Source organism: Brachyspira sp. SAP_772, from assembly GCF_009755885.1.
GTDB lineage: Bacteria > Spirochaetota > Brachyspiria > Brachyspirales > Brachyspiraceae > Brachyspira.
Map to the genome: position 1 here is coordinate 148,560 of NZ_VYIX01000002.1, position 26,059 is coordinate 174,618.

20 protein-coding genes and 1 tRNA gene are annotated in these 26,059 nt (G+C 29.2%); 8 read left to right on the top strand and 13 right to left on the bottom strand.

Translation table 11 applies throughout. The annotated features are described in order from the left end of the window. Positions 1 to 41: 41 nt before the first annotated feature. The 5 genes from GQX97_RS05870 to GQX97_RS05890 form a co-directional block, all read right to left on the bottom strand. Positions 42 to 329: a DUF6506 family protein gene (locus GQX97_RS05870; protein WP_157151029.1), complete on the bottom strand. Its 288-nt coding sequence runs from the start codon at positions 327 to 329 to the stop codon at positions 42 to 44. Between the two features lie 518 nt (positions 330 to 847). Beyond that, entirely contained in the window at positions 848 to 1,549 is a 702-nt protein-coding gene (locus GQX97_RS05875) for a tetratricopeptide repeat protein (RefSeq protein ID WP_157151030.1), read from the bottom strand. 268 nt (positions 1,550 to 1,817) lie between these two features. After that, positions 1,818 to 4,958, bottom strand: a complete 3,141-nt coding sequence (locus tag GQX97_RS05880) for an efflux RND transporter permease subunit (protein WP_157151031.1) — start codon at positions 4,956 to 4,958, stop codon at positions 1,818 to 1,820. A gap of 38 nt (positions 4,959 to 4,996) precedes the next feature. Continuing rightward, positions 4,997 to 6,316: an efflux RND transporter periplasmic adaptor subunit gene (locus tag GQX97_RS05885; RefSeq protein WP_232473269.1), complete on the bottom strand. Its 1,320-nt coding sequence runs from the start codon at positions 6,314 to 6,316 to the stop codon at positions 4,997 to 4,999. A gap of 13 nt (positions 6,317 to 6,329) precedes the next feature. After that, positions 6,330 to 7,679, bottom strand: a complete 1,350-nt coding sequence (locus tag GQX97_RS05890; RefSeq protein ID WP_157151032.1) for a TolC family protein — start codon at positions 7,677 to 7,679, stop codon at positions 6,330 to 6,332. Positions 7,680 to 8,139: 460 nt separating this feature from the next. Here GQX97_RS05890 and GQX97_RS05895 point away from each other — a divergent pair, with 460 nt between their 5' ends. From GQX97_RS05895 to GQX97_RS05910, 4 genes are all read left to right on the top strand, one after another. After that, entirely contained in the window at positions 8,140 to 8,673 is a 534-nt protein-coding gene (locus tag GQX97_RS05895; protein ID WP_157151033.1) for a PepSY-like domain-containing protein, read from the top strand. Between the two features lie 40 nt (positions 8,674 to 8,713). Continuing rightward, complete coding sequence (locus GQX97_RS05900) at positions 8,714 to 8,965, top strand: PepSY-like domain-containing protein (protein ID WP_157151034.1); 252 nt, start codon at positions 8,714 to 8,716, stop codon at positions 8,963 to 8,965. A gap of 38 nt (positions 8,966 to 9,003) precedes the next feature. After that, complete coding sequence (locus GQX97_RS05905) at positions 9,004 to 9,255, top strand: PepSY-like domain-containing protein (protein ID WP_157151035.1); 252 nt, start codon at positions 9,004 to 9,006, stop codon at positions 9,253 to 9,255. 192 nt (positions 9,256 to 9,447) lie between these two features. After that, positions 9,448 to 10,758: an NCS2 family permease gene (locus tag GQX97_RS05910; RefSeq protein ID WP_157151036.1), complete on the top strand. Its 1,311-nt coding sequence runs from the start codon at positions 9,448 to 9,450 to the stop codon at positions 10,756 to 10,758. Between the two features lie 371 nt (positions 10,759 to 11,129). On the opposite strand, the gene GQX97_RS05915 is transcribed toward GQX97_RS05910, so the two are convergent. From GQX97_RS05915 to GQX97_RS05925, 3 genes are read right to left on the bottom strand one after another with little or no spacing between them, the layout of a single operon-like run. Next, entirely contained in the window at positions 11,130 to 12,020 is an 891-nt protein-coding gene (locus GQX97_RS05915) for an alpha/beta hydrolase (RefSeq protein ID WP_157151037.1), read from the bottom strand. A gap of 35 nt (positions 12,021 to 12,055) precedes the next feature. After that, positions 12,056 to 12,715, bottom strand: a complete 660-nt coding sequence (locus GQX97_RS05920) for a DUF6320 domain-containing protein (RefSeq protein WP_157151038.1) — start codon at positions 12,713 to 12,715, stop codon at positions 12,056 to 12,058. A gap of 4 nt (positions 12,716 to 12,719) precedes the next feature. Then, the gene (locus GQX97_RS05925; protein WP_157151039.1) at positions 12,720 to 13,985 is read right to left on the bottom strand and encodes an alcohol acetyltransferase; all 1,266 of its coding nucleotides are present in this window, start codon (positions 13,983 to 13,985) and stop codon (positions 12,720 to 12,722) included. Positions 13,986 to 14,633: 648 nt separating this feature from the next. On the opposite strand from GQX97_RS05925, the gene GQX97_RS05930 reads away from it, so the two are divergent. Together GQX97_RS05930 and GQX97_RS05935 are read left to right on the top strand one after the other, a co-directional pair. Next, complete coding sequence (locus GQX97_RS05930; protein WP_157151040.1) at positions 14,634 to 15,476, top strand: fumarate hydratase; 843 nt, start codon at positions 14,634 to 14,636, stop codon at positions 15,474 to 15,476. A gap of 35 nt (positions 15,477 to 15,511) precedes the next feature. Continuing rightward, positions 15,512 to 16,042, top strand: a complete 531-nt coding sequence (locus GQX97_RS05935; RefSeq protein ID WP_157151041.1) for a Fe-S-containing hydro-lyase — start codon at positions 15,512 to 15,514, stop codon at positions 16,040 to 16,042. 513 nt (positions 16,043 to 16,555) lie between these two features. Here the strand turns inward: GQX97_RS05935 and GQX97_RS05940 are convergent. From GQX97_RS05940 to murA, 5 genes are all read right to left on the bottom strand, one after another. Next, positions 16,556 to 17,929, bottom strand: a complete 1,374-nt coding sequence (locus tag GQX97_RS05940; protein WP_157151042.1) for a sodium:alanine symporter family protein — start codon at positions 17,927 to 17,929, stop codon at positions 16,556 to 16,558. An 87-nt stretch (positions 17,930 to 18,016) separates the two neighbouring features. Then, a complete protein-coding gene (gene alr / locus GQX97_RS05945) occupies positions 18,017 to 19,135 on the bottom strand; it encodes an alanine racemase (RefSeq protein ID WP_157151043.1) in 1,119 nt (372 codons plus the stop codon). Between the two features lie 140 nt (positions 19,136 to 19,275). Further along, positions 19,276 to 22,221, bottom strand: a complete 2,946-nt coding sequence (locus GQX97_RS05950) for a methyl-accepting chemotaxis protein (protein WP_157151044.1) — start codon at positions 22,219 to 22,221, stop codon at positions 19,276 to 19,278. A 74-nt stretch (positions 22,222 to 22,295) separates the two neighbouring features. Continuing rightward, on the bottom strand, positions 22,296 to 23,144 hold the full coding sequence (gene flgF / locus GQX97_RS05955) for a flagellar basal-body rod protein FlgF (RefSeq protein WP_157151045.1): 849 nt from the start codon (positions 23,142 to 23,144) through the stop codon (positions 22,296 to 22,298). A 17-nt stretch (positions 23,145 to 23,161) separates the two neighbouring features. Next, the gene (gene murA, locus GQX97_RS05960; protein WP_157151046.1) at positions 23,162 to 24,439 is read right to left on the bottom strand and encodes a UDP-N-acetylglucosamine 1-carboxyvinyltransferase; all 1,278 of its coding nucleotides are present in this window, start codon (positions 24,437 to 24,439) and stop codon (positions 23,162 to 23,164) included. Between the two features lie 162 nt (positions 24,440 to 24,601). Between murA and GQX97_RS05965 the strand changes: the two genes are divergently transcribed. Both GQX97_RS05965 and GQX97_RS05970 read left to right on the top strand, forming a co-directional pair. After that, positions 24,602 to 24,674, top strand: a tRNA-Gly gene (locus GQX97_RS05965). Between the two features lie 71 nt (positions 24,675 to 24,745). After that, positions 24,746 to 26,056 (top strand): trigger factor, encoded by a 1,311-nt coding sequence (locus GQX97_RS05970; RefSeq protein ID WP_157151047.1) that lies wholly within the window; start codon positions 24,746 to 24,748, stop codon positions 26,054 to 26,056. Positions 26,057 to 26,059 lie beyond the last annotated feature (3 nt).

Below are 26,059 nucleotides of genomic sequence, written 5' to 3' on the forward strand. Positions count from 1 at the left end.
GTCAATATAAGTTTGTATAAAAAAGTATTTATTTATTAAATTTAATGAGAAAATAATTTGTTATAAATGTCATCTTGCTCTTTTAAATGCACCACAAAGCCTACAGCTATTTTGTTTTCAGTAGCTTCTATTATTTTTTTTGCTCCTTCTTCTCTAAAACCTCCGCAAAGCTCTATGCAGTCAATTCCTTCTTTTTGCAGATTTTTAGCTGCTTCAATAGCTTCTTCTATATTTGATACTCCGATTATTTGTGAAACACCATTGTGTATTGAAGCTTTATCATTTTTAGAATCAAAGATTTTATCCATTATTAAATAAGCAAATTTCATTTTATAAAACTCCGATATTATAATTTTATTATTTTAAAGCATATAAGATTAATAAATAAATTCAAGATTTAAAATGATTTTTAAAAATATTAACCACACGGTAAACTGATTTTTATATATTATTTAAATGATATTATCATCAAATTCTTTATAGTTAATTTTTAAACCGTGCGGTGAAGCGGCAAGAAATTTAAAAAACGCTTGGCGGGCAGCAAAATAACAATATAAACAAAAAATAAAAACAATCAAAAATATCTGATAACACAAAAAGCCTTAAGGGTGGGGAGTGTAATTAAATTTTAAAATTTATTTACATACCCCGCCCTTTATTCTTTATAGTGTATTTTCAAATTTTAACTTTAATTATATTAATAACTTGATAAGAAAAAGCACCCCCAACCCAAGTGATGATTAAATTTAAAATCCATTTGACGCACGATTAACGAATTTTAATTATTTAATAAATTTCAATTGATAATGCTGTTAATTTTTTAGGTTTTATTCATCGTGTGTAAAGTTTATTTCAAGCCATATTTATCTTGAATCTCTTTTATATTTTCTCTAGCAGTATCATAGTTAGGGTCTAATTCCAAAGCCTTTTTATAATCTTTTAAAGCTTCATTGTACTCCTCTAAATTTTCTTTAGATACTCCTCTGTTATTATAAAAAGCTCTATTATTAGGGTTTAACTCTATAGCCTTATCATAGTCTTTAATAGCTTCTTCATATTTACCTAAAACATCTTTAACACTTCCTCTATTATAATAAGCATCACTATCATTAGGGTTTAATTCTATTACTTTATTAAAATCTTTAATAGCTTCTTTATATTTACCTAAAACATTTTTAACAATTCCTCTGTTATTATAAGCATCACTGTAATCAGAGTCTAACTCTATAGCTTTATCATAGTCTTTGATAGCTTCTTCATATTCACCTAAATAATCTTTAGCAAGCCCTCTATTATTATAAGCATAAGTATAATTATTGTCTAACTCTATAGCCATATCATAATCTTTAATAGCTTCTTCATATTCACCTAAATCAGCTTTAACACTTCCTCTGTTATAATAAGCAACACTATAATTATGACCTAATTCTATAGCTTTATTATAATATACTATAGCTTCTTTATATTTTCCTTCAAGAGAAAAAATATTTGCCTTATCAAAATAATATTCTGAATCCCTGCTAGAATAATTATCATTAGCAACTGACATAAAAGTTTCCTAATATAAATTTATTGAAATCATTATAGTATAGAAAAAAATTTAATACCATAATAATTAGCATAAAATATTACGCACGTTGAAAAATTTATTTGTTTGTAAATAAAATTATAATGGTTATTTAGCTCTGTTTATAAATATTTCTAACCGTGCGTTGGGTTAGCAAAATACTTTTAAAAAATAAATTCAAAAAACATAATAAAAAAGGCTCAAGTATAAAAACTCAAGCCTTTATTTTATTTATTATTAATCACTTTAATTATTTACCGGGTGTACTTAAAGCATCATCAACATTTGTATTAGTTTCAATACTAGCCAAATCTTTAGCATCATAGTCTTTAAGAGGTATTCTATTTCTAATAGCAGCATAAACAGTAGGTACTATAACAAGAGTAAACAAAGTAGAAACACTTAATCCTCCAAGCACTGCCAAAGATAAAGGCTTATACATCTCATTACCTTCACCATTTGATAAAGCCATAGGAAGAAGACCTAATATTGTAGTAAGTGAAGTCATAAGTACAGGTCTTAATCTTCTAGGGCCAGCAATTAAAGCAGCAGCATCACCGTTAATTTTTTTCTCATGCATAAGCTGATTCATATAGTCAATAAGTACAATACCATTATTAACTACAATACCAATAAGTACTATAACTCCAATTCCGCTGTATACACTTAAAGTCTGTCCTGATAAAAGAAGCAAGAAAAGCGAACCAGCAAAACCAAATGGTATAGCAAGCGCAATAACGAAAGGAGCTATATAAGATTCAAACTGACTAGCCATAATAGCATATACCAATACTAAAGCCAATATTAAAGCTTGTAATAACTGACCAAATGCTTCTTGCATGTCCTCATAATCACCAGAATAAACAATACTAAAACCAGCAGGAATGAATACTTTTTCATTGATAGTTTTTTGTATATCATTCATTATTTGGTTCATAGGTCTGCCATAACCTGCTGCTGTAATTGAAGTTATTCTGCTGTCATTTTTTCTCTCTATTTCTGTAGGAGCTAATTCTTTTTTAACATCAGCAATTGCAGATACAGGTACCATTCCAGCAGCTGTAGGAATAAGCATTCTATTAACATCATCTATATTTATTCTATCTCTTTCATTAAGCTGTACTATAACATCAATATCAGTAACTTCAGAATTATCAGGAGTCATTCTTGTAGCAGTAGTACCGCCGAAACTTGTTTTTATAGAGTTAGCAACGGTGTTAATATTAAGTCCCATTTTTGAAGCTAAGTCTCTGTTTATAGTTACATTAAGCTCAGGGCTAGAATCACTTTTTTTCAAACGTACGTCCCTAAGACCCGGAACATCTTGTAAAGCTGCTATTATATTATTAGCTAATTCTCTAGCTCTTGTTAAATCTTCACCAACTATATCAATATCTATACCGCTTGAAGTGCTATTTCCGCCTCCACGCATACTAGTTACACTATCAACGTTAATTGTAGCAGGATATCCAGCTAATTTCTTTCTAACCATTTCAACATACTCTTCTGTCTCTACAGTTCTTCCGTCAGATTTGTCTATTAATTTAGCTCTTATTTGTCCTTTATTTGCATCAGAACCTGATCTAGCTCTAGATTGTATTCTGCTTAAGTCTTTTCCGATAACCTCTTCAACGTCTTTTCTCATTCTGTCTATAAAAGCACCAGTCTGCTCTTTTCTTGTACCTATAGGCATTTGTATACTTGCCATTAACTGACCTTCATCAGATTGAGGGAAACCTTCTTTACCTATAAATATTAATCCCACAATTATAACAGCAAATACTACGCTTATAACAGGAATTAATACTCTATTTTTATGATTAACAGAATAAGTTAATATTTTTTCGTATACATAGTTAACTTTAGAGTGGAAATTCTTATCAAAAAATACTTCAAAACGATAGAAGAATTTAGATTTCTTAGTAGTTACAAGTCTTGCACCAAGCATAGGTACTATAGTTAAAGCAACAGCCAAAGAAGCTATCATAGAAACTGTAACTGTAATACATAAGTCTCTAAACATCTGACCAGTTTGACCTTCTACAAATAGGAATGGCAAGAATACTGCTATTGTTGTAAGAGTAGAAGCAGATATTGCAAGTGCCACTGTAGAAGTACCATCTATTGCAGATGAATATTTACCATAACCATTATTTCTGTAGTAGAATATATTTTCAAGTACAACAATAGAGTTATCTACCATCATACCAACACCAAGTACAAGTCCTGAAAGAGAGATAATATTTAATGTAGTGCCGAAGAAATACATCAAAGTAAATGTAACAATTATTGACATAGGTATTGATATAGCTATTATAAGTACAGTTCTTATATTCCACAAATATATCATAAGTATTACAATAGCAAATAAAGTACCCTGCCAAGCAGTATCAAGTACACCTTTTATGGCATTATTAACGTTATCAGCACTATTGAATAATACTTCGTATTTTATGTCGCCGGGTAAGTTTAAGTTGTCTAATCTTTTTTTAACAGCTTCAGAAACAGCAACAGTATTAGCACCAGATTCTTTGTTTATAGAAACGTTAACAGCAGGAGTACCATTAACTTTTATAACGTCTCCGTCTTCATCATAACCCTCATAAACTACAGCCAATTCTCTAAGTCTTATAGGAGTGTTATTATCTTTTAAAGCCACTACAACATTACCTATATCATCAACAGTTTTAAACTCACCAGTAGTTCTTAAAGTATATTTATAAACACCTTCATAAGTTTCACCGCCTGAAATGTTTTGGTTTTCCATAGCCAAAGTGCTTACTATAGAGTTAATATCAAGACCATAAGCTTGAAGCCTATTCATATCAACATCAACTTTAATCTGAGTTTTAAGTCCGCCTCTAATCTCAGCCATAGCAACACCGCCAACCTGCTCTATAGAAGTAAGTATCTGATTATCAACTAAATTGTATAATGCAGATAAATTGTCAGTACCATAGAAAGATATTTCCATAACAGGAATATTATCAGTAGAAAATTTATAAACAGCAGGGCTTTCAGCATCATCAGGCAAAGATTTTCTTATTCTGTCTATTGCCTCTCTTATGTCCGCAGTAGCAGATGCTAAATCACTTCCCCAGTTAAACTCTATAAATACATTTGAATCTTCTTCCTCTGAAGATGAACTTACCTCTTTAATATTGTTTACAGAAGAAACAGCAGCTTCTATAATTCTTGAAACAGATTTTTCTACCTCTTCTGGACCAGCATTATCATATGTAGTTCTAATACTAATAAAAGGCAATTCCATGTCTGGCAAAAAGTCAACAGGAAGCCTAGATAAACTTACAACACCAAGTATGAAAACCGCTACTATTCCCATAAAAACGGAAACAGGCCTTTTTACTATTAATTCAATAAAACTTCTCATAATTTAATAAACCTCTCTAAAATACAAATAATAATTTTTTATTTACCAACAGAATAAATATCACTATTATTTGTTTGCTCAGTGTTTTTTACTACATCTTCATTATCGGCAGCATCTTTTTCTGCTGTATTTCTTATAACATTATTAGTTTGTGCAACGGTATTAGTTTGCTGTTTTGCAGTTGTGTTAGTTTGTGGTTTTGCGGCTGTATTTTGCTGAGTAGTAGTTTTAGCAGCATTAGTATTATTTGCTAATAATGTTGATGTTTTTGGTTTTGTTGCAGTAGTTTGTTTTGCTTGATTTACTGTTTGATTTCTTTGATTTGTTTGTTTTACAGTAGTTGTATTATTAGTTACTATTTCATTTGTATTAACATTTTGCGGTGTAATATATTCTAATATTGTAGGGTCATTTTCTATTCTGTTTACTAAAGAGCCGTCTTTTAAAAACTCTCTGCCAAACATTACCACTTCTTCACCATCTTCTAAACCGCCGCTTAAAGCAACTTTGTCTTTGGATCTAAATAATATATCAATTTCTCTGATGTATGCTCTGTATTGTTTATTAGTGTTATCAGCAGCTACTTTTCCTTCTAGAGGAGGATTTTGAGAATTATCTTCTTTTACAACATAAATATAGTTTTTTCCTAAATCATCAGAAAATGTAGCACTATTTGGTATTACGAAAATATTATTAGCAGAGTTTAAGAGTATTGATACATCAGAAAACATGCCGGGTAGGAATAATCTATCTTTATTATCAATTAAAGCTTTTACCATTAGAGTACGAGTTGCAGGATTAACTGCATAATCTTTTTTTGTGATAGTAGCTTCTACTTCTTTGTTTGGAGAAGAAGGAATTCTTATTAAAACTTTTTGACCTAATTCTATACCAGCAATAGAGCGTTCTGGCACTTGTATTTCTACTTCCAATTTGCTAATATCAGCAACATTTGCTATTGGTGTAGCAGCTGCTATAGAAGCACCAACTGCCATATATGTTGTAGTTACATAACCAGAAATAGGTGTTCTTGCTGGAGCATATGCATAATTTGCTCCTATTACAAATCTATCTATTAATGCTATAGTGTCGCCTTTGTTTACAAAGCTGCCTTCATATTTTAGTATGTTTGCAATTTTACCGGGAACATCTGATGATATCTCTACTTCTTTTATTGCTTTAATTTCAGCAGAAAGCTCAAGATATTCTTCTAAAGATTGTCTTACAGGTGCTGCAACAAGTACACTTATAGGATTTTCTTTCTTTTTTAAATCGACTTGTTTTTTACAAGAAATGGAAAATGTACCTATTAATAAAATTGTAGAAAGTATTAAAATAATTTTTCTATATAATGTCATAGTTGTTTTCTCCTTAAGCTCCTAGAAGCTTTAATACTTGTAATGTGCTTGAAAAATATTCATATATAGCTTGTAAATATGCAAGCTGCGCATTTAAATAAGTAAGTTCTGCATCGCTTAGCTCTAGTGTGGATATTGTACCGCCTCTGTATTGTCTTTGTGCCATTTGTAAAGCATATGCAGCTGTTCTAGCATTTTCTGCTTGAGATTGTAATGTTAATTCCTGAGATTTTGCTGTAGATATTAAATTTCTACTATTTATCTCTATATTATCTCTTAACTGTTCATAGCTTACTTCCATTTGCTCAATGCTTAATTGAATCTCTTCTGCTGCTTTTGCTGTAGATGAGAATGGAAGTAAAGAATCAAGAGAATAATTTAATGAAACTCCAACACCCCAATTAAATCTTGAACCCCTTCTTTTAATAAAATTATTATTTTCGTTTTTTACTTGATCTTCTGTCATAATGCTCACATCAGCACTAGCAGATAGTGTAGGCCATAAATAACTTCTTGCCACTTTTCTATTATATTCAAGCATCTCTATATTATTAGCCATATTGCTGAGTTCTATATTATTAGCCATTATCAAATCTAATATTACATTTATATCTAAATCTGGTAATGTTATTTTTGTAGCGTCCAATATATTGCCTACTAATTCTACATCATCAGATACATTTGTTAAACCTATTTGTCTTATAAATGTTAATTTTAAACTTTCATAATTATTGCTAAGCGTAACAAGCTGAGGTTTTGTGCTTTCATATTGTACTTTTGCATTTAAATATTCATACTCTGAAACTTGTCCATTTCTATATTTTATATAAGATTCTCTCATTCTATTACTGTAATTAAGCTGCTGCTGATAATATACTCTGTAATTTTCTTGAGCTACAAATGTATTGTAAAAATTTAATTGTGTGTTTATTGCAACATTCTTTCTCTCATCATAATATATATCTTTCATCATCTGCAAGTTTACTTCTCTAGCTTTATCAGTATTCCAATTTCTAAATCCAGTAAAAAGCGTTTTTGATAAAGTGGCACCAGCTGACCAAGTATCAGGACTTGTTTTAATACCTGTATATATATTAGCAATTTCTTGAGGTTCTGATATATTTAATGATCCTGTTACACCTAAAGAAGGTAAGAATAAGTCAGAAAATGATGCATCTTTTTGAGTTTGAGCTATGCGTACATCATATTCCGCCTGCTTTAAGGTTTTATCATTTTCAATAGCTAAATCTAATGCTTGTTCTAAATTTATACTTATCTTAGAGTTTGTGTAGTTTTCGTTGCTCTGTGAATATAGAGAAATGCTAAATATTGTAATCAATATAATAATAAAACTAATCCTCACAATACTACTCCTGAGAAGGCTACATCATAAATTTAATAAAAAATTTATTTTTTTACTCATAAATTATAAACTTCAAATAAAAAATAGCAAGCCAATTTTACAATATATTTAATTAGACGAATAAATAATTAAAAAAGTTCCCCCTTATTAATACTACTAATATATAACCGAATCAACACTTGTATAGGTAAATAAAAAAAATAATTATTTTTATATTTTCATAGAAATAGTAAATATTTTTTACTTTTTTGGTATAAAAAATATAGTTTTACATTCTAAATTTACTTAAAATTTACAAATTCTAATTATTTTTTGATAAAATCATATTGATAGAGCAAAAAAACTGCAAAAAATATATATTTTTTGTAAAAAATTAGTAAAAAAATTTGACAAAACTCTTAGCTTATACTATAATTATAATTGTAAAGATAATTTACTTAGATTCATTAAGGAGCTTAAAATGAAAAAAATATTAAATGTTATTTTTATTATATCAATCTTTTCAAGCTTGCTATTAGCACAAACTAATGACTTAGCAGCAGATACTAATGCAGCTGCTCAACCAGCAACTCAAAATGATATGACAATGTATAATCCTTATATGCAAACACCAGATAGTAATGTTCAATATGGATATGGAGTGCCGTTATCATCTTTGCCTCAAAACACTCAAGATTTCATAGCAAAGCATTTTCAAAATGTGGAAGTAACTTACATAGAGAGAGATTGGGAAGATATAGAAGTATATTTAGCTAATGGAACACAAATTGACTTTTTCCCTAATGGTGAATGGAAAGAAGTAAAAAGTTATGGAAATATGCCTACTACAATATTACCTGCTAATGTTTTAGCTACTGTTAATAAAACCTACCCTCAAGCTGCTATTATTAAAGTAGAAAAACAATTCACTATATATGAAGTTAAACTCAATAATATGATGGAACTTTATATTGATGGTAATGGTAACTTAATAGGACAGCAATTTGATGATTGATAATTATTAAAACTATAAATTTAAATTAAAGGAGTAAATAATGAAAAGAATAATATGTTTATTAATAGCTTTAAGTATAATAGGTTCTTCAGCTTTATTTGCTGATTGGTATGTACCTCTTAATCAAGTTCCTCAAGCAGTATTGGCTACAGCAAGAGCAACTTATCCGCAAGCACAAATTTGGGCTGTTGAAATGGAGCATTTCAATGTTTATAAAGTAAAAATGAACAATATGATGGAACTTTATATAGATAAAGCTGGTAATTTATTAGGTCAAGAATTTGATGATTAATAGTTAAATATAAAAAATAAAATAAAAGGAGATAAATAATGAAAAAAATAATATGTTTATTAATAGCTGTAAGCGTGATAGGTTCTTCAGCTTTATTTGCTGATTGGTATATACCTCTAAATCAAGTTCCTCAAGCAGTATTAGCTACAGCAAGAGCAACTTATCCGCAAGCACAAATTTGGGCTGTAGAAATGGAAAATTATAATGTTTATAAAGTAAAAATGAACAACATGATGGAACTTTATATAGACAAAGCTGGTAATTTATTAGGTCAGGAATTTGACGACTAATAAAATAAAAAAGAAACTAGATAAAAAACAATAGATAAATAAAGTAGTTATTCCTTATTATTAGAGAAGAGGCTTAAAAAATGATTTAAGTCTCTTCTTTTATTTGCATAATAATATCAAAATATTCTATTGCAATAATAACAAAAAATATATATATTGTTTCTTTATTAAAAATTATTATAAGGATTATTTATGGAAAAGTTTTTCAAACTAAAGGAAAATGGAACTAATGTAAAAAGCGAAATCATAGCTGGTATTACTACATTTATGACTATGGCTTATATATTAGCTGTAAACCCTAGCGTACTTAGTGCTACTGGTATGGATAAGGGGGCTGTATTTACTGCTACAGTAGTATCTTCTATAGTTGCTACTTTAATTATGGGACTTTTGGCTAATTTACCTTTTGCTTTAGCTCCCGGTATGGGGCTTAATGCTTTCTTTGCTTATACTGTTGTGCTTGGTATGGGTTATAGTTGGCAAACTGCTTTAACTGCTGTTTTTATTGAAGGTATTATATTTTTAGTTTTAACTATTTTTAATGTAAGAGAAGCAATTGTAAACAGTATACCTCTTAATATGAAAAGAGCTATTTCTGTTGGTATAGGTTTATTTATTGCTTTTATTGGTCTTCAAAACTCTAAGATTATAATTAACAATGATGCAACATTAATTTCATTAGGAGATATTACTTCAGGCTCTCCGCTTCTTGCTATCATTGGTTTATTAATAACATCTTTACTTCTTGCATACAATGTAAAAGGAGCTATATTAATTGGTATATTATTAACAACTATAATAGGAATACCTATGGGAATTACTCAGCTTTCTCCTTATGCAAGTTTTGCTCCTCCTTCTTTAGAGCCTGTTGCTTTCAAATTAGATTTTGCTAATCTTCTTCATCCTAATATGTTTATAGTATTATTTACTTTTCTTTTTGTGGATATGTTTGACACAGTTGGTACATTGGTTGGGGTTTGTACAAAGGCTAATATGCTTACAAAAAGCGGAGAAGTTCCTCGCTGTAAACAGGCTTTATTTGCTGATGCTGTAGGAACTATATTTGGTGCTTGCATGGGTACTTCTACTGTTACTACTTATGTTGAAAGTGCTTCTGGTGTTGCTGAGGGCGGAAAAACTGGACTTACTGCTGTTGTAGCTGCTATATTATTTACTATATCATTATTCTTATCACATATATTCTTATCTATACCTAGTGCTGCCACTGCACCTGCTCTTATAATAGTTGGTTTATTTATGATGACTCCTATATTAGAAATTGACCTTACTGATTATACAGAAGCTATACCTTCTTTTGTTTGTATTATATTTATGCCTTTTGCTTACAGTATTGCTGAGGGAATAACTTTTGGTATATTGGCTTTCACTTTATTAAAACTATTAACAGGAAGAACAAAAGAGATTACATTATTTACTTGGATATTGTCAGCTCTTTTATTAATAAAGATTTTAATGCCTTTTATTTCTAAATTTTTAGCATAAAAATTATAATATAAAATTATTACATTAAATAAACAAAGGTCTTGAATTAATTTCAAGGCTTTTGTTTTTTTATAAATTGAGAAAATATAGTTGTTTAAGTACATCTTAAAAAAATTAAGTTTTTTATTAGTGGTTGCTTTTCCCCTACGAAGAGGCCGTATGGTATACGCATCCAGTTCTTTTATTGGTATAAAAGAAGCAAAAGAACCACATTTTTTATACAAAATATAAATATTATTTTAGCTTTTATATATTCCAAATATGTCAAGCTAAACACTTGCACTTTTTGGTTCTTTGACGAAGTCCGCAGAGCGTAAGGCGGGAAAAGAACAATAAATTAAATAAATATTGATGAAATATAATTTTATATATTACAATGTTTCAATCCACTTAAAAACTTCGTCCATTATATTGTTGCTGTCCATAGTCTCAAAGAATATACCATTAACTAAATTATTATGATAAATCTCTTTGTTTTCAAATACTATACATTTAGCTAAACCATCATTAAAACTATTAACTTTGTTTGAAAAATTAATTGAGTTTTGAACATCACAAATAGGGTCTAATCCTGAGTGTATGCATAATACTTTATTTTTTTCACTGCCGTCTATATAGTTATAAGGGTTTGCTAAATCTCTGTTGTAGTTCCATTCAAAAAGCTGATCGAGCATAGGAGTTATAATTTCATTAGTGCATACGTTTAAATCTGTTGGTCCTCCTAATGATATATAACCTTTAAAATTATTTATATCAACATTATATTTCTTTTGCATGTCTTTATTATAAACAAGTAAAGCTCCCAAATGAGCACCTGCAGATGAACCTACTACAACTATATTAGAATAGTTTATATTTTTTTCTTTTAATATAGAAAGTGCTTTATTAAATCCATTAAATACATCTTCTATTTGTGCTGGGTATTTAGCTTTTTTGCTTAATCTATAACCTAATAGTATTGCATTAAAACCTTCTTTTGCAAATCTTCTTCCAACGAATCTATATAAATCAGCACTTCCCTCTCTCCAGCCTCCGCCATGTATATATACTATTAATTGTTTTTTCGGCTTTTCATTTTCTTTTAATTGTGCTGGGAAATATAGAATATATTGTCTTTTGTTTTTGTCGTATTTAAATTTAGTGGGCTTAATTTTTTTATCTGCCTTAATAAAGTTAATAGCCATTACAGGATAGCTTAAATATTCTTTTATTAAGTTTTTATTTTTTTTTGTATTTTTTATTTTCTTTATTTTCTTATCCATAAAAAACTCCTAATATTTTTTATATAATATTTTTTTTATGCATTAAAAATTTTTTTCAAAGATAAAATAAACTCATTTCTAAATAGTATAATCATAGTAAGAATAACAATTATACCCGAACCAAAAGCAGCCAAACTACTCCAATATAGAAAATTAAATAGCGGTAAAATAATAATTAGCATAGATATAAAAGCAGCAGAAATTATATAAGAAACATATTCATTAAAATATTTATGGTCTATAATTGCTATTATGAGCATTGAAAGATTTAATCCAAGCGATAAAAAAGGCATTACATAATTGAAAGACCATTTATAAAATCCGCTGAATATATCTATTATTATCACCAAAGGAAGAAGTATAAAAAACTCTATTAATAATTTTTGCCTCAAATAAAATATTGAAGCTGTAAAACATATATAGGTAAAATATGCAGATGCAACAGACACTATAGATATCATAGCCCAATTATATTTTGAAGAAGTTGATATATTAACAAGCATTATAATGACGATGGCACTTACAGCAACTAAAGAAACTATCTTTTTAGCATTAACTTTTTTTATTTTTTTATAATACCAATCATAGGAAGGATACTCTTCGCAATATGTATTATTTTTATTTTCTAATTCACTAAAACATAATGGGCATTTGTTTGTTTTTATTTCTAATTTACAGTTGCTGCAATAAGGCATTTTTCTACACTCCAAAATCATTAGAATAAATTTCTGTTTTTGTAACTTTTGAAATATTTTGAAAGAAATGTTTTATAATATCTGTTTCTATAATTGTTCTATTGAATGTAACAGAGAGTTTATCATCAAAACTGCATAAACCTACATTTAATGGGCTATTTATTGTATTATAAACCACAGCCTCAAAATGATTAATATATTCTTTCATGTCTTCTGGAAGAATAATGTTTCCAAAGTTTGATAATGTGAGAGTTTTTAACTTATCTTCAAATAATTCAAAAGCTAAATTAACCACAAAGTTTTTTATAAATAATGGAATAAATTTTGTTAATATATTATTTTCTAATTTTGTGTTTTGATAAATAAAGTTTTCTAATTTTTCTTTTTGAAGTTTTTCTTTCATTTCATTAGAAACTATTTTTATAATATCATCAAAGCTTAATTCATTGGAAGTATTTATTTGTACATTAACCACACCAAAAAAGTTTTTTAAAGATATTGAAGGAAATATTGTTCTTAGATTAACAGGAATGCATACTACTATATTTTTACCGTCTAATCTATTTTTTATTTTTGCTTCATATATAGAGTACGCTAAAAGTGAAGCTATGTAGGCTGTGATAGTAACATTATATTTTTTGCTTTCTTTTTTAATATTTTCTACGCTAAAAATTCCATGAACAACATTGTTGCCGTATATTTTTAATTGCTTGCCTTTTATTAAATAAACATTTTTAATTTTATTTTCTTTTGTTGTTGCCTTTTTATCTTGTGTGTGCATTTTAAAGCTGTCATCATAATCGCGAGTTGTGTGTATGCTGTCTTTAAATACATCTTCATTAGGGTCATTAATTTGTTTTCCTGATAATGTGAGATAATGATAAAGCAGAGATTTCAAAAAACTTATTAAAGCTGTGGCATCTGCAAGAGAGTGAAACACTTCTACAGATATTCTATATTGATAATAAACCACTCTAACTAAATAACCATTATTAAGTTTATAATTTATATTATAGCATGGGTAATATTTCTCTTCTTCAACTAATAGTCTTCTGTTATTTTCTTCAAAGTAATTCCAAAACAGTCCTTTTTTTATTGAAAGTGCAAATGTTGGAAATCTTTTCATTGTGATATCTAGTGCATTTTGCAGTATTGATTCATTTACTTTATCTTTTAATATAGCTGAAACTCTAAAGATTGGAATGTTTTTTTTATTTTTTATAGATACAAAAAGTTTTGCGGCATTATCTAATTTGTATAATTCTTTCATTTTTGTACTCAATTATAGAATTGATAATTTTACAATATAATATTAAATTATTTATTCTATTTTGCAATAATTAAAAATAATTAAATTCATAAAAAACGAGTTGTTTCAAGTACTATAGTTCTTTTTTATTTTTTATTATAAATATACTAAAATAATTTTATTGAAATTGCAGTCTTTTTGCTTCTTTGGGTCACCAAAAGAAGTGGGGTGCGGGGCAAAGCCCCTGCAAATAATAAAAATAAAAAAAGTTAAAAATTTTCAGTATATTCTGAAATAAGTATATTTTGTTATATTATTTTTTTATTCAACTTTTTCCCGCCGCAAAAAGTTTTCGCCCTTCGGGCACGCTTCGCGAAAGTACAAGTAAAAATTTAAAAAGCTTTATATTATATCTATTTTCAGATTTTAAATTTACTTTTTAAAATTGACAATTAAATTTTTATTTTGTATTATAAATATACTAGAATAATTTTATTGAAATTGCAGTTCTTTTGCTTCTTTTATACCAATACCACAGGCACTTCCTTCGGTCGTAAAAGAAGTGGGGTGTGGGGCAAAGCCCCGCAGGTATTTAAAATTAAAAGATATAAATTTTAATAAAATAAAAATTTTTAGTATATAACAATTATTAATAGGGTATAAAAATATATGAGAGAAATTGATGTTAATGTTATAACAGAAAATGTTGCTAAACTTTGCATAGATTCTAATATTTATTTAAACGATGATATAAAAAATGCATTAAAAAAATCTTTAGCACAAGAAGAAGAGAACCTTCCAAAAAATATACTTGATGTACTTATAAAAAATTCGGAAATTGCAAAAGAAGAATTAAAGCCAATATGTCAAGATACAGGAATGGCGATTATATATGTTGATGTTGGAATGGATGTTCATTTTATAGGCGGAAGCTTAACAGATGCTATTAACAAAGGTGTGGCATTAGGGTATAAAGAAGGTTATTTAAGAAAGTCTGTTGTAAATGACCCGCTAGAGAGAAAAAATACAAATGATAATACTCCTGCTATTATTCATTATAATATAGTTGAAGGTGATAAAGTAAAGATTATAGCAGCACCTAAGGGGTTTGGAAGTGAGAATATGGGAAAGGTTGCCATGCTTCCTCCTTCTGCTGGAATAGATGGAATAAAAAAGTTTGTTTATGATACAATAAAAACTGCTGGAGCTAATGCTTGTCCTCCTATGATTGTGGGTATTGGTATTGGAGGCAATATGGAGAAATGCGTTGATATTGCTAAGAGGGCTTTACTTAGAGAGGTGGGTTCAAAAAATAATGATGAGCGTTTACAAAAGCTTGAAGAAGAACTTCTTGAAGGAATCAATAAAATGAATATTGGACCATCTGGTTTTGGAGGAAAGACCACTGCTTTATGTGTGCATATAAATATGTATGCCACTCATATAACATCGCTTCCTGTATGCGTGTGTACGGGCTGTCATGCAACAAGACACAGAGAAATTGTTTTATAAATAGTTTAATAAAAATTTTTAAGGTATTAGGTTTTATGGAAATAAAAAAAATAAACACTCCTCTAACAAAAGAAATATTATCGACATTAAAAGCAGGCGACATGATAAGCCTAACAGGCAATATATATACTGCAAGAGATGCCGCACATAAAAGATTAATAGATATGATAAATATCGGAGAAAAATTGCCATTAGATTTAGAAAACAAAACAATATTTTATGCAGGTCCTTCACCAAATAAACCAAATGAAGTGATAGGAAGTGTTGGACCTACAACAAGCTATAGAATGGACGCCTACACTCCAAAGCTAACAGAGCTAGGAGTTTTATCTACAATAGGTAAAGGTGCAAGGTCTAAAGAGGTTATTGAATCTATAAAAAAATATGGAGGTGTTTATTTTTGTGCAATAGGCGGGGCTGCTGCATATATGTCTCATTGCGTGAAGAGATGCAAAGTAATAGCTTTTGAAGATTTAGGCACTGAGGCTATTAGAGAGCTTTATGTAGAGGATATGATGCTAATAGTGGCAATAGATTCTAACGGGGAGAGTGCTTTAAAGGTTTAAGATTTTTAAAAAGCTGATTTATTATAAAAATAAATTATATGAAAAATTATATTTATTTAGATATATAATTTTAAGTTTATCAATTTTTTGTTGTTCTTTTTCCTGCGTACGAGCTGTACCACCTTGCCGCACGGTAATGCTATGTTTTAATTATAACTTCTTATACGTGCGGGGGAATACATTTAATATACAATTAAATTATAAAATTTATAATAAAATGCAGCCTTTTTGCTTCTTTGTGGCACGCCGCAAGGGCACTTCCTTCGGTCGCAAAAGAAGTAGGGGTACGGGGACTAGTCCCCGAAAAAATAAAACAAATTAAAAACTTAAATTATTTTAGGATATGTTAAACAACTATATTTTATAATTTAAATTTTTGTTTTATTCAACTTTTTCCCGCCGCAAAAAGTTTTCGCCCTTCGGGCACGCTTCGCGAAAGTGCAAACATTTTAACTTTTCTGCAAATAAAAAAACACCCGCTTTTTACAGCGAGTGCTTTATTATTTATTACTTTTAGTCTTTCATAATAGTTGAAGAAGGATCTTTCAAATAATCTCTTGTTAGCTGAGCTACTTTTGGAGATAAAATTAAAAGACCTATTAAGTTTGGTATAGCCATAAGACCATTCAAAGTGTCTGCTATAGACCATATCAAATCTAACTGAGCTACTGCACCAATTATACCAACAATTAAGAATATAATTCTATAAGTATAAGAAGCCATTTTATTTCTTTTAGTAAGATATCCTAAAGCAACAACACCATAGTGTGACCAACCAACAAAAGTTGAGAAAGCAAATAGTATTAATGATACAGTAAGTATTACAGAACCAATGCTTCCTAAATGAGCACCAAATGAAGCAGATATTAATTCAGCACCATTCAATGTAGTACCTTGATTAGCCTCTAAGAACATAATAGCCATAAGACCTGTTAAAGTACAAACAAAGAAAGTATCTATAAGTACTTCAAATATACCCCATAAACCTTGCTCTATAGGGTTTTTAGAGTTACTAGCACCATGAGCCATAGGAGCAGTACCTAAACCAGCTTCGTTTGAAAATACACCTCTTGCAAAACCAAATTTCATAGCAATCATGATAGTGTATCCCATAAAACCAGCTCCAACTTGTTTTAAATTGAATGCTTCAGTAAATACTCTTTGAAAAGCATGAGGTATTTTATCTAAATTTAGAGCTAAAATAATGATTCCAGCAGCTAAATATATAACACACATAATAGGAACAAGCTTCTCTGTAACAGTAGCTATTCTTCTAATACCGCCTATTATTATAATAGCAGTTAAAGCAACAACAACAATACCAGTAATAATTTTAGGTACTCCAAAATTTTGATAAACAACAGCAGCCATAGCATTAGTTTGAGTCATGTTTCCAGCACCAAAACAAGCCAAAGCAGCAAAAGCAGCAAATATACTTCCAAGCCAAGGCAAATTAGCACCTTTAGATATATAATACATAGGTCCGCCATGGTTATGACCTTGATCATCTTTAATTCTATAATGAACCGCTAATATAACTTCAGAATATTTTGTAACCATTCCAAAGAAAGCAGCAAACCACATCCAAAATAAAGCTCCGGGTCCTCCTGCCACTATTGCAGTAGTAACTCCAGCAATGTTTCCAGTACCAACAGTACTTGCTAATGCTGTACTTACTGCTTGGAAAGGTGTAATGTTATCATCAGCATCTTGTTTTTTTGCTAAAGAACCAAAAGTATGTTTTACCCATAAAGGTATTTGTGTAACTTGTAAGAAACCAGTTCGAATACTTAAAAATATACCAGTTCCAACCAATAGGGTGAGCATTATAGGTCCCCATACAAAACCATTAATAATGCCGTTGATTTTTGCTATCATCTCAACCATAATAATCTCCTTTTTTATATAGTTTAATTAAATTTTGATGTACTCCTTAAAAAGTATTTTTTTATTAAAAATATTTTTTATCTAATTTTAGTTTTTATAAACTCTCTTAACTCTCTCACCAATGCGTACTAAAACCTCATGGCTTATAGTACCTATTTTGTTTGCCATAGTATTAGCATTAATCCTATCATCATCTCCAAATACTAAGACATCATCATTTTCTTTTATGTTGTCTTCATTTCCTATATCTGCCATCATAATATCCATGCATATCTTTCCTACTATAGGATAATACTTGCCTTTTATTTTAACCTCCCAATTATTAGAAAGCTTTCTTGACATTCCGTCAGCATATCCTATCGGTATTACAGCGATATTTGTATCTTTATTAGCCTTCCAAGTCATGCCGTAAGAAACAGTTTCATTCTTCTTTATTTTTCTAACTAAAACAACTCTAGATTTTAAATTTAGTATTGGCTTAAATCCAAAATCATGAAGCTTCTCTGTATAACCATAAAGCACTATTCCCGCTCTGACCATATCAAAGTAAGCATTCTTATAATAAAGTAACGCAGCCGAATTGGCAGTATGAGCATTGTTTATTTTTATGCCGTTTGTTTTTAAATTATTAAGTACTTCGCTAAAAACCTTTATTTGATTTTCTGTGAACTCTTTTGAAGCATCATCAAACATATCTGAAGCAGCATAATGAGTATTAATTCCTTCTAGCTCCAAAGTGTTATATGATAAAACCTTCTTTGCTAGGTTTAAAACCTCTTTAGGTTTAGCACCCATTCTGTTTAAGCCAGTATCTACTTTGATATACAACTTTAACTTTTTATCATGCTTTTTTAAAAACTTGTCATAATCATCCAAACATTCAGCATTACTTATAATTGGAGTTAAATTATAATTGCAAACATATTCTGATTCATTTCTAAAATGCTGAAATAAAACAACTATAGGAGTTTTTATATCAGCTTCTCTTATTTTTACTCCCTCTTCTACAGTAGCAACTCCAAGTGCATCCACATTCAATTTTTCTAACTCTTTAGATATTCCTACAATTCCATGCCCATAAGCATTAGCTTTTACTATAGCAAGTAATTTAGTCTTTTCTGTCTTTTCTATATTTTCTGTCATAGAACGAATTATTTTTATATTGTTTTGTAATGCTTTTAGATCTATTTCTGCTATATTGTACATCTTATCTCCTAAGCATACTTAGATGTTAGTATACATTTTTAGTTTATTAATGTCAATACTGTAATTAGTAATACTATAAAGTATAATATAATTAATTTTCAGATAAAGGTTAAAACACAATAATATGATATTTTTGTATATTAATAAAACATATCAGGGTTTTTAAAATCTTCTTTTAATTGTTCAAGAACATTATCATTTTTAGAAAAGCCATTTTTGGAACTATTTACTAATTCTTTTTCTAATTCTTCTATTTCCGTATCTATTTTATATTCTGATTCATTTTCATTCATTTTATTAACATCTTTATCATTATCATCATTATTAAATTCTTCTGTATCCAAATTTAATATTATATCATCAGGTTTTTCATCTTCAACTTCATCAACATTTGTAATAAATCCAGACATAAGAGATTGGAATTTATTAAAGCTTTCACTCAATTTACTAGTAACCATAAAGAATTCATGATTACTTTTAGCGGTTTTTACAGATAATTCATTTAAGAAAGCCATAGTGCTAACAACCTCAGTAGCTCCAACACTATTAGCTTGAATAATCTCAGCAACCTCTTTGTTAATTTGGTCTAATAAAGTAATTTGACTATCTACCACGTCACCGCTATTAATCTGTTCTCGGACATTTTCTTTTACACCCATAGTGATGTTATTTAAGTGTTTAATAGTTTCAAGTATATCTCTACCGCCTATTTCAAGCTCACTGTTTGCGGTATTAATTTCGGCAACAACCCTTGAAGTGTTCTCAGACATATCAAGTATATTTTCTAGAGATTTTCCGCTGTTATTAGCAAGTTCTACTGTTTCATCTATTCTCTTAGTAATAGTTTTAATGATGTTTGTAATAGTTTTTGTATTGTCTGCAGTATGTTCTGCAAGTAGTCTAATTTCATCAGCAACTACAGAGAAACCTCTACCTTGTTCTCCTGCATGTGCTGCTTCTATAGCTGCATTCATAGCCAAAAGGTTAGTTTGTTCAGCAATGCCTTGAATAACGTTAACTATCTCTTTAATTTGGTCAGAGCTTTCCTCAATACCCCTAACAGCCTCTATCACTTCATCTACCATATCTCCGCCGTCATGAGCATCTATAAGCAATTTCTTTGAGAATGAGTGTGCTTTTGTAATACTTTTTGCTACGCTTGTAATGTTGGATATCATCTCTTCTATAGAAGAAGATGTTTCCTCTACTGCAGAAGCTTGTTTTTCCATATTATCACTTATTTTATAAATTGTCTGTAATAATTCCTCTACAGCAATAGAAGCTGATGAGAATGCATGTTTCTGCTGCTCTGAAGAGTTTGTCACATTTTTAATAGAATTAATAATGTTATTTACACTTGCTATGTTTTGTGTAATACTAGCACTCTGGTCATTTACCATTTGAGCATTTGATTCTATTGCTTTGTCTATTAATTTTATTTCATTAAATACATTATTACTTTCTGTTTTTAAATTTCCTATGATGTCATCTAAACCATTAAGAAATAAATTAAAGTTATATACTAATACTCCAATTTCATCATTATTTTTAGAATATATTCTTTTTCTTAAATCTCCCTTACCTCCTATAAGGCTTTTAGCAGATTCTGTAGCCGAATCTATTGGTTTAAATAATTGTCTTATAATATATAAATAAGTTCCTGAAACTACTAAGAATATTATTATAACTATAGATAATATTACGGATATATCTCTTTCTATAGCAGAATTTTTAATTATACTAGTAAGATCTTTATAATATACAGCAATAACATTTAAATCTTTTATATAATACATTATAACCATAGTTCTATTGCCGTTTATATTGAGTATTGGAGTAACATAAAAATACTTATTACCTAATTGAGATCCAAATTCAGAAACATATCTCATTAAATTAGCTGATTTTACTCTTAATATTAAATTAGCATCTTCTAATATATTTTCTGATTCTGAGCTTAATAATACATCTTTTGTATTAAAATCATAATATATATATGATAAATCTGAAAGAGAAGTATTTGTAATCATATTGCTGTAATAATCATTTATACTAATGTCTGATATTATATATCCGATTTGAATGTCGTTTAGAGTTATTGGGTAGTGTGCAGATATATTAATATCATTTCTATCATTAGCTGTTATTGATACAAAAAAATCTCTTCTTATAGCATTATTTTCTAATAGCGGGTGAGCTGTTAAACTATCTGCTGTTCTTAATGTATAAGCATTGTTATTAGAAGAGGCGTTTTTAGTTATACTTATCGAATAGGCAAGGTTTGAATCTAAAAACTCTCTATCCATATTTATATAAATTGCTTTATAATTATTTTTTGATACTCTATTTATATAAGACAATCTATTTTCTATTTCTGTTCTTAAGATATTTCTATTTTGAGTATATCCATTTGAATAAATATTATTGATAATTCTATTATAAACATCTAAATCATCTCTTATACTATTATTTAATGAATATATATTATTATCTATTTTTACTATTTCATTTAATGTGTTATTAATGTAATTATTTATATACAAGTTTTCATTTACATTAATTGAATAGATTAAAAACACTAATACAACAGAAAAGAAAAAGAAATAGATAGTATATAAAATTTTAGTTGTAATAGGTATATAGAAAGTATTAATATTAACTTCTAGGTCTAATTTAAGTGTAGCTAATTTGAATGAAAGAAGAGTTAAAGAAACAGCACCGCCATTTACTAATAAACATGCAATCATCGCTATAATAGATGTATATACAAAAACATCTTTATTTAATATATTGTATAAAACTATTTCTAAGAATGAACTAATTATAGAAGTTGCTGTAAATAGTCTTATAGTTTTTCTAGCTATTTGTATATTTATTCCATTTTTCCAAATTTCGAAGTATTTTAATATTGATACTACAGAAAATACAGTTGCTATTATTTTAATACCGTAGAAAGGAATCTTATGACTGTATACAAAAAAGTATAATATAATATACCATATAGGCAGGTTTATTATTATATATGTAAAAATAAGCTGCATTTTTAGAGAGAATATAGTTTTTTGTTGAGGTTTTTCTACAGCCATAGAATAATCCATTCCTTTTATATAATTTTAGATATTATTATACATTATCGTACAATTTTTATCAAAATATTAATTTACACTCTTCCAACCTCATTAACTACTCTTCCTATTAGAGTGTCATGTGTTGTTATAGTTTTTGAGTTCAATTCATAAGCACGCTGAACTTCTATCATTCTAACCATTTCATTTATAGGGTTTACATTGCTCATTTCCAAAAATCTTGATAATACTTTAGGTCTGTCTACGCCTTTTTGAGCTATATAGGCAGGACCGCTGATGTCTGTATCTACCCAGAATGAATCACCTTCTTTTTTAAGGTATCTTTCATTTTCAAAGCGAACTATTTTGAGTGTGTCAAGTATTTCTTCATCTTCCCATTCATTATCATTAAACTGAACAAAGTCTTCGTTGTCTTGATATCTTCTGTTAATGCTAATTCTTCCTTCTTCATCTATATTGAAGTTGTTAGTTTTTATTTGTATATAACCATTTTCACCCATTACTTTGTAGCCATGTTTTGTAACGAGATAATTATCTTTATCAATTAAAAAGCTTCCGTTTCTAGTGTATCTTTCACCGTGCGGGGTTTCAACTGCAAAAAATCCTTTATCGCCCAAAGCTATATCAAGCTGATTACCAGTTTCTCTTAAAGAACCTTGCTCCCACTCTGTAAAAACTTCATTTACTTCCACACCAGTACCAAGTCTTCCAACATAAGGTCTTATATCTGTAGAACCAAGAGGAAATATTACAACCCCATCATCTTCAGTTCTAGCAGCCATCATTTCTGGAAAAGCTTTGAAAGTAGCAGTGTCTCTTTTAAAACCCGGTTTGTCAACATTAGCCAAATTGTTAGCCACAACATCAAGTCTATATTGTTCGGCTATCATTCCGCTTGCACCTGTATAAACTCCTCTAACCATTTATATATCCCCCTTTTTTATAAAATGTCATCTTTTTCTTTTGCTGTTTTTATATTAATTTTGTTTAATTTATTTACAAAGTCTTCATAGCCTCTTTCTATGTGGTATATTCTGTGAAGGTCTGTAACGCCCTCTGCCACAGCACCTGCAATAACTAATGCAGCACCAGCACGTAAATCACTAGCCTGTACATCAGCACCAGAAAGTTTGTATCCTCCGTTTACAACAATGCTAGGCTCATACAATTCTATATTAGCACCCATACGTATTAATTCTGGTACATTGCTGAATCTATCTGGGTAAATAGTCTCTTTTATCTTGCTTGAACCTTTTATTGTGCAGGCTAAAGTTGTAAATATGGCCTGCAAATCTGTTGGAAAGCCCGGATATGGAAGTGTTTCTATTTCAAAAGGCTTTAATTCTTTATTTGATGCATCTATTTCTATAGTTGATTTTGTGGTCTTTATATCACAGCCTATAGAAGAGAGTAAATCCAATACATAAGTTAAATGCTCTGGATTAGTATTTTCTAATTTTAATTTACCTCTTCCAGCGGCAGCCATTGCCAAAAAAGTGCCTGTTTCTATTCTATCTGGTATCACTTCAAACTCTACGCCTTTCAAATAATCAACGCCTTCTATTGTGAGAGTAGAAGTTCCTATTCCTTCAATTTTTGCTCCCATAGCTTTTAATAGCTCTGCTAAGTTTGTGCATTCTGGCTCTCTTGCTGCATTTCTTATAATTGTTTTACCTTTAGCCAAAGCAGCAGCCATCATAACATTATCTGTACCCAAAACAGTGGGACCATTTTTTCCAGATAAGTTTATATCAGCACCTATTAAATTTTCTTTTACGCTAGCATCAATATAACCGGCGGTGATATCAATCTTAGCCCCTAATGCTTCCATTCCTTTCAGATGCAAATCTATTGGTCTTGGACCAAAAGCACAGCCGCCGGGGTATGAAACCTTACAATGTTTACGTTTTGCAAGAAGAGGACCAAGCACTATAATAGATCCTCTCATTTTTTTTACTAATTTGTATGGAGCTTCATCGCTTTTGCCGTTTTGGGATATTATTACAGTAGTGTTGTTTTTAAAATCAACTTTCTTTCCCAATGGTTCTAATATATTTATTAATACCTGCACATCAACCAAATCTGGCACATTATGAAGTGTTACAGGTTCATCAGTAAGTATTGAAGCTACCAAAAGAGGAAGTGATGCATTTTTAGAACCAGAAATTTTTACTGTTCCATTAATATTTTTAGAGCCTTCTATGGTGTATTTAAACATTCTTCCCCCTATTTTTTATATTATACTATCTTAGTTTTTCGGTATAATAGCAAAATGCTTAATTATTTTTTATTATGTAAATTATTAAAAAAATAAAATTAAACTTTGAAAAAGCTATTGACATTTAAATATGGTTGTGTTATAATATTTTTCAAGTCTAATGCGGGAATAACTCAGTTGGTAGAGTTTCTGCTTGCCATGCAGACTGTCGCGGGTTCGAGTCCCGTTTCCCGCTCATCAGATAACCCTCGATAGAATTATTTCTGTTGAGGGTTTTTTAATTTTTTATATAAAGGTTGTATATCAATGGAAATTAAAGATTTTAACTTCGAAACTTCTACAGATGATAAGGATTTAGTTACTCTAAAAGTTGTTGTTTCTAAAGATGCTTATAATAAAGAATTAGAAAAACAAATTGAATATTATAAACCTAAAGTTAATATTAAAGGTTTTAGAATTGGACATGCTCCTAACAATATTATACTTTCTAGATATAGAGAAGGTTTGGAATCTGCTACTAATGAAGTTATGATAGAAAATGTTTGGAATACTTACAGCGATGAAAAAAATGCTAAATGTATTGCTACTCCTAAACTTTCATACATGGAAAATAAAGATGATGGTCTTCATCTTACTTATGAATATTATCCTCTTCCTGATATCTCTTTACCTGAACTTTCATCTATCACTCTCGAAAAAAATAAATATGATGTTGATGATGAGGCTGTTGAAAAAGCATATAAATTATCTTTACAGAGATTTTCTCCTTTTGAAGAGAGCGAATTAAAATCTGAGCTTGGTGATAAAGTATATGTAAAAATTGAGTTTGATGATGAAGAGAATAAAAAATATAATAAAGAATTAACTGTTATAGCTACAGACAACGAGAATGAAACTATATTTGCTAAAAATGCTGTAGATGTTAAAAAAGGTGATAAAAAACTTTTAACTACATATGTTAATGGCAGAGAAGCTACTTTGATTATGGAAATATTAAAAGTAGAAAAGCCAAATGTTAAAGATGACTCTAAAGAAGAGGAAGTAAAAAAAGTAAAAGAGAGCTTAAAAGAACAGTTAGTTAGAAGAGCAGAAGCTAGAGCAGATTCTGAGCTTATAAATGATGCTATATTTAATAAAATGTTAGAGCTTGTGAAAGTTGATATACCTAAAGGCTATTATGAAATGGAATTAGATAGATCTTTAGAAGACTTTGAAAGACAAGTTTCTGGAAACGGAATGACTAAAACAGATTTCTTTATTTCTGTTGGTAAAAAAGAAGAAGATATTAAAAAAGAATATGAAGAGAATGTTAAAAAACAAATTAGTTTTGATTTAATTATGGCTAAGTTTGCTGATGTTTATAAAGATTCTCTTAACATAAATGAAGATAAAGCTAAAGAATATGCTAATAGACTTTATCAATATCAAAGCTATTTAGGATTATCAAAAAGACCTAAAGAAGAGCAGCAAAACATTATTAATCATATAATGAAAGAGGCAGAAAACAGAGCTGTATCAGAGGCTATATTAGATTATATAAAAGAGCATATCAATATCACAGAAAAAGATGCTGGAAGATTTGTTGCTAATGAAAATGATCTTTGGGCTGGTTATTAATTT

Excerpts from the sequence above, each read along its gene's own strand:
- GQX97_RS05870 (WP_157151029.1), bottom strand. The coding sequence starts at position 329 with ATGAAATTTGCTTATTTAATAATGGATAAAATCTTTGATTCTAAAAAT.
- GQX97_RS05875 (WP_157151030.1), bottom strand. The coding sequence starts at position 1,549 with ATGTCAGTTGCTAATGATAATTATTCTAGCAGGGATTCAGAATATTAT.
- GQX97_RS05880 (WP_157151031.1), bottom strand. The coding sequence starts at position 4,958 with ATGAGAAGTTTTATTGAATTAATAGTAAAAAGGCCTGTTTCCGTTTTT.
- GQX97_RS05885 (WP_232473269.1), bottom strand. The coding sequence starts at position 6,316 with ATGACATTATATAGAAAAATTATTTTAATACTTTCTACAATTTTATTA.
- GQX97_RS05895 (WP_157151033.1), top strand. The coding sequence starts at position 8,140 with ATGAAAAAAATATTAAATGTTATTTTTATTATATCAATCTTTTCAAGC.
- GQX97_RS05900 (WP_157151034.1), top strand. The coding sequence starts at position 8,714 with ATGAAAAGAATAATATGTTTATTAATAGCTTTAAGTATAATAGGTTCT.
- GQX97_RS05905 (WP_157151035.1), top strand. The coding sequence starts at position 9,004 with ATGAAAAAAATAATATGTTTATTAATAGCTGTAAGCGTGATAGGTTCT.
- GQX97_RS05910 (WP_157151036.1), top strand. The coding sequence starts at position 9,448 with ATGGAAAAGTTTTTCAAACTAAAGGAAAATGGAACTAATGTAAAAAGC.
- GQX97_RS05915 (WP_157151037.1), bottom strand. The coding sequence starts at position 12,020 with ATGGATAAGAAAATAAAGAAAATAAAAAATACAAAAAAAAATAAAAAC.
- GQX97_RS05920 (WP_157151038.1), bottom strand. The coding sequence starts at position 12,715 with ATGCCTTATTGCAGCAACTGTAAATTAGAAATAAAAACAAACAAATGC.
- GQX97_RS05925 (WP_157151039.1), bottom strand. The coding sequence starts at position 13,985 with ATGAAAGAATTATACAAATTAGATAATGCCGCAAAACTTTTTGTATCT.
- GQX97_RS05930 (WP_157151040.1), top strand. The coding sequence starts at position 14,634 with ATGAGAGAAATTGATGTTAATGTTATAACAGAAAATGTTGCTAAACTT.
- GQX97_RS05935 (WP_157151041.1), top strand. The coding sequence starts at position 15,512 with ATGGAAATAAAAAAAATAAACACTCCTCTAACAAAAGAAATATTATCG.
- GQX97_RS05940 (WP_157151042.1), bottom strand. The coding sequence starts at position 17,929 with ATGGTTGAGATGATAGCAAAAATCAACGGCATTATTAATGGTTTTGTA.
- alr (WP_157151043.1), bottom strand. The coding sequence starts at position 19,135 with ATGTACAATATAGCAGAAATAGATCTAAAAGCATTACAAAACAATATA.
- GQX97_RS05950 (WP_157151044.1), bottom strand. The coding sequence starts at position 22,221 with ATGGCTGTAGAAAAACCTCAACAAAAAACTATATTCTCTCTAAAAATG.
- flgF (WP_157151045.1), bottom strand. The coding sequence starts at position 23,144 with ATGGTTAGAGGAGTTTATACAGGTGCAAGCGGAATGATAGCCGAACAA.
- murA (WP_157151046.1), bottom strand. The coding sequence starts at position 24,439 with ATGTTTAAATACACCATAGAAGGCTCTAAAAATATTAATGGAACAGTA.
- GQX97_RS05970 (WP_157151047.1), top strand. The coding sequence starts at position 24,746 with ATGGAAATTAAAGATTTTAACTTCGAAACTTCTACAGATGATAAGGAT.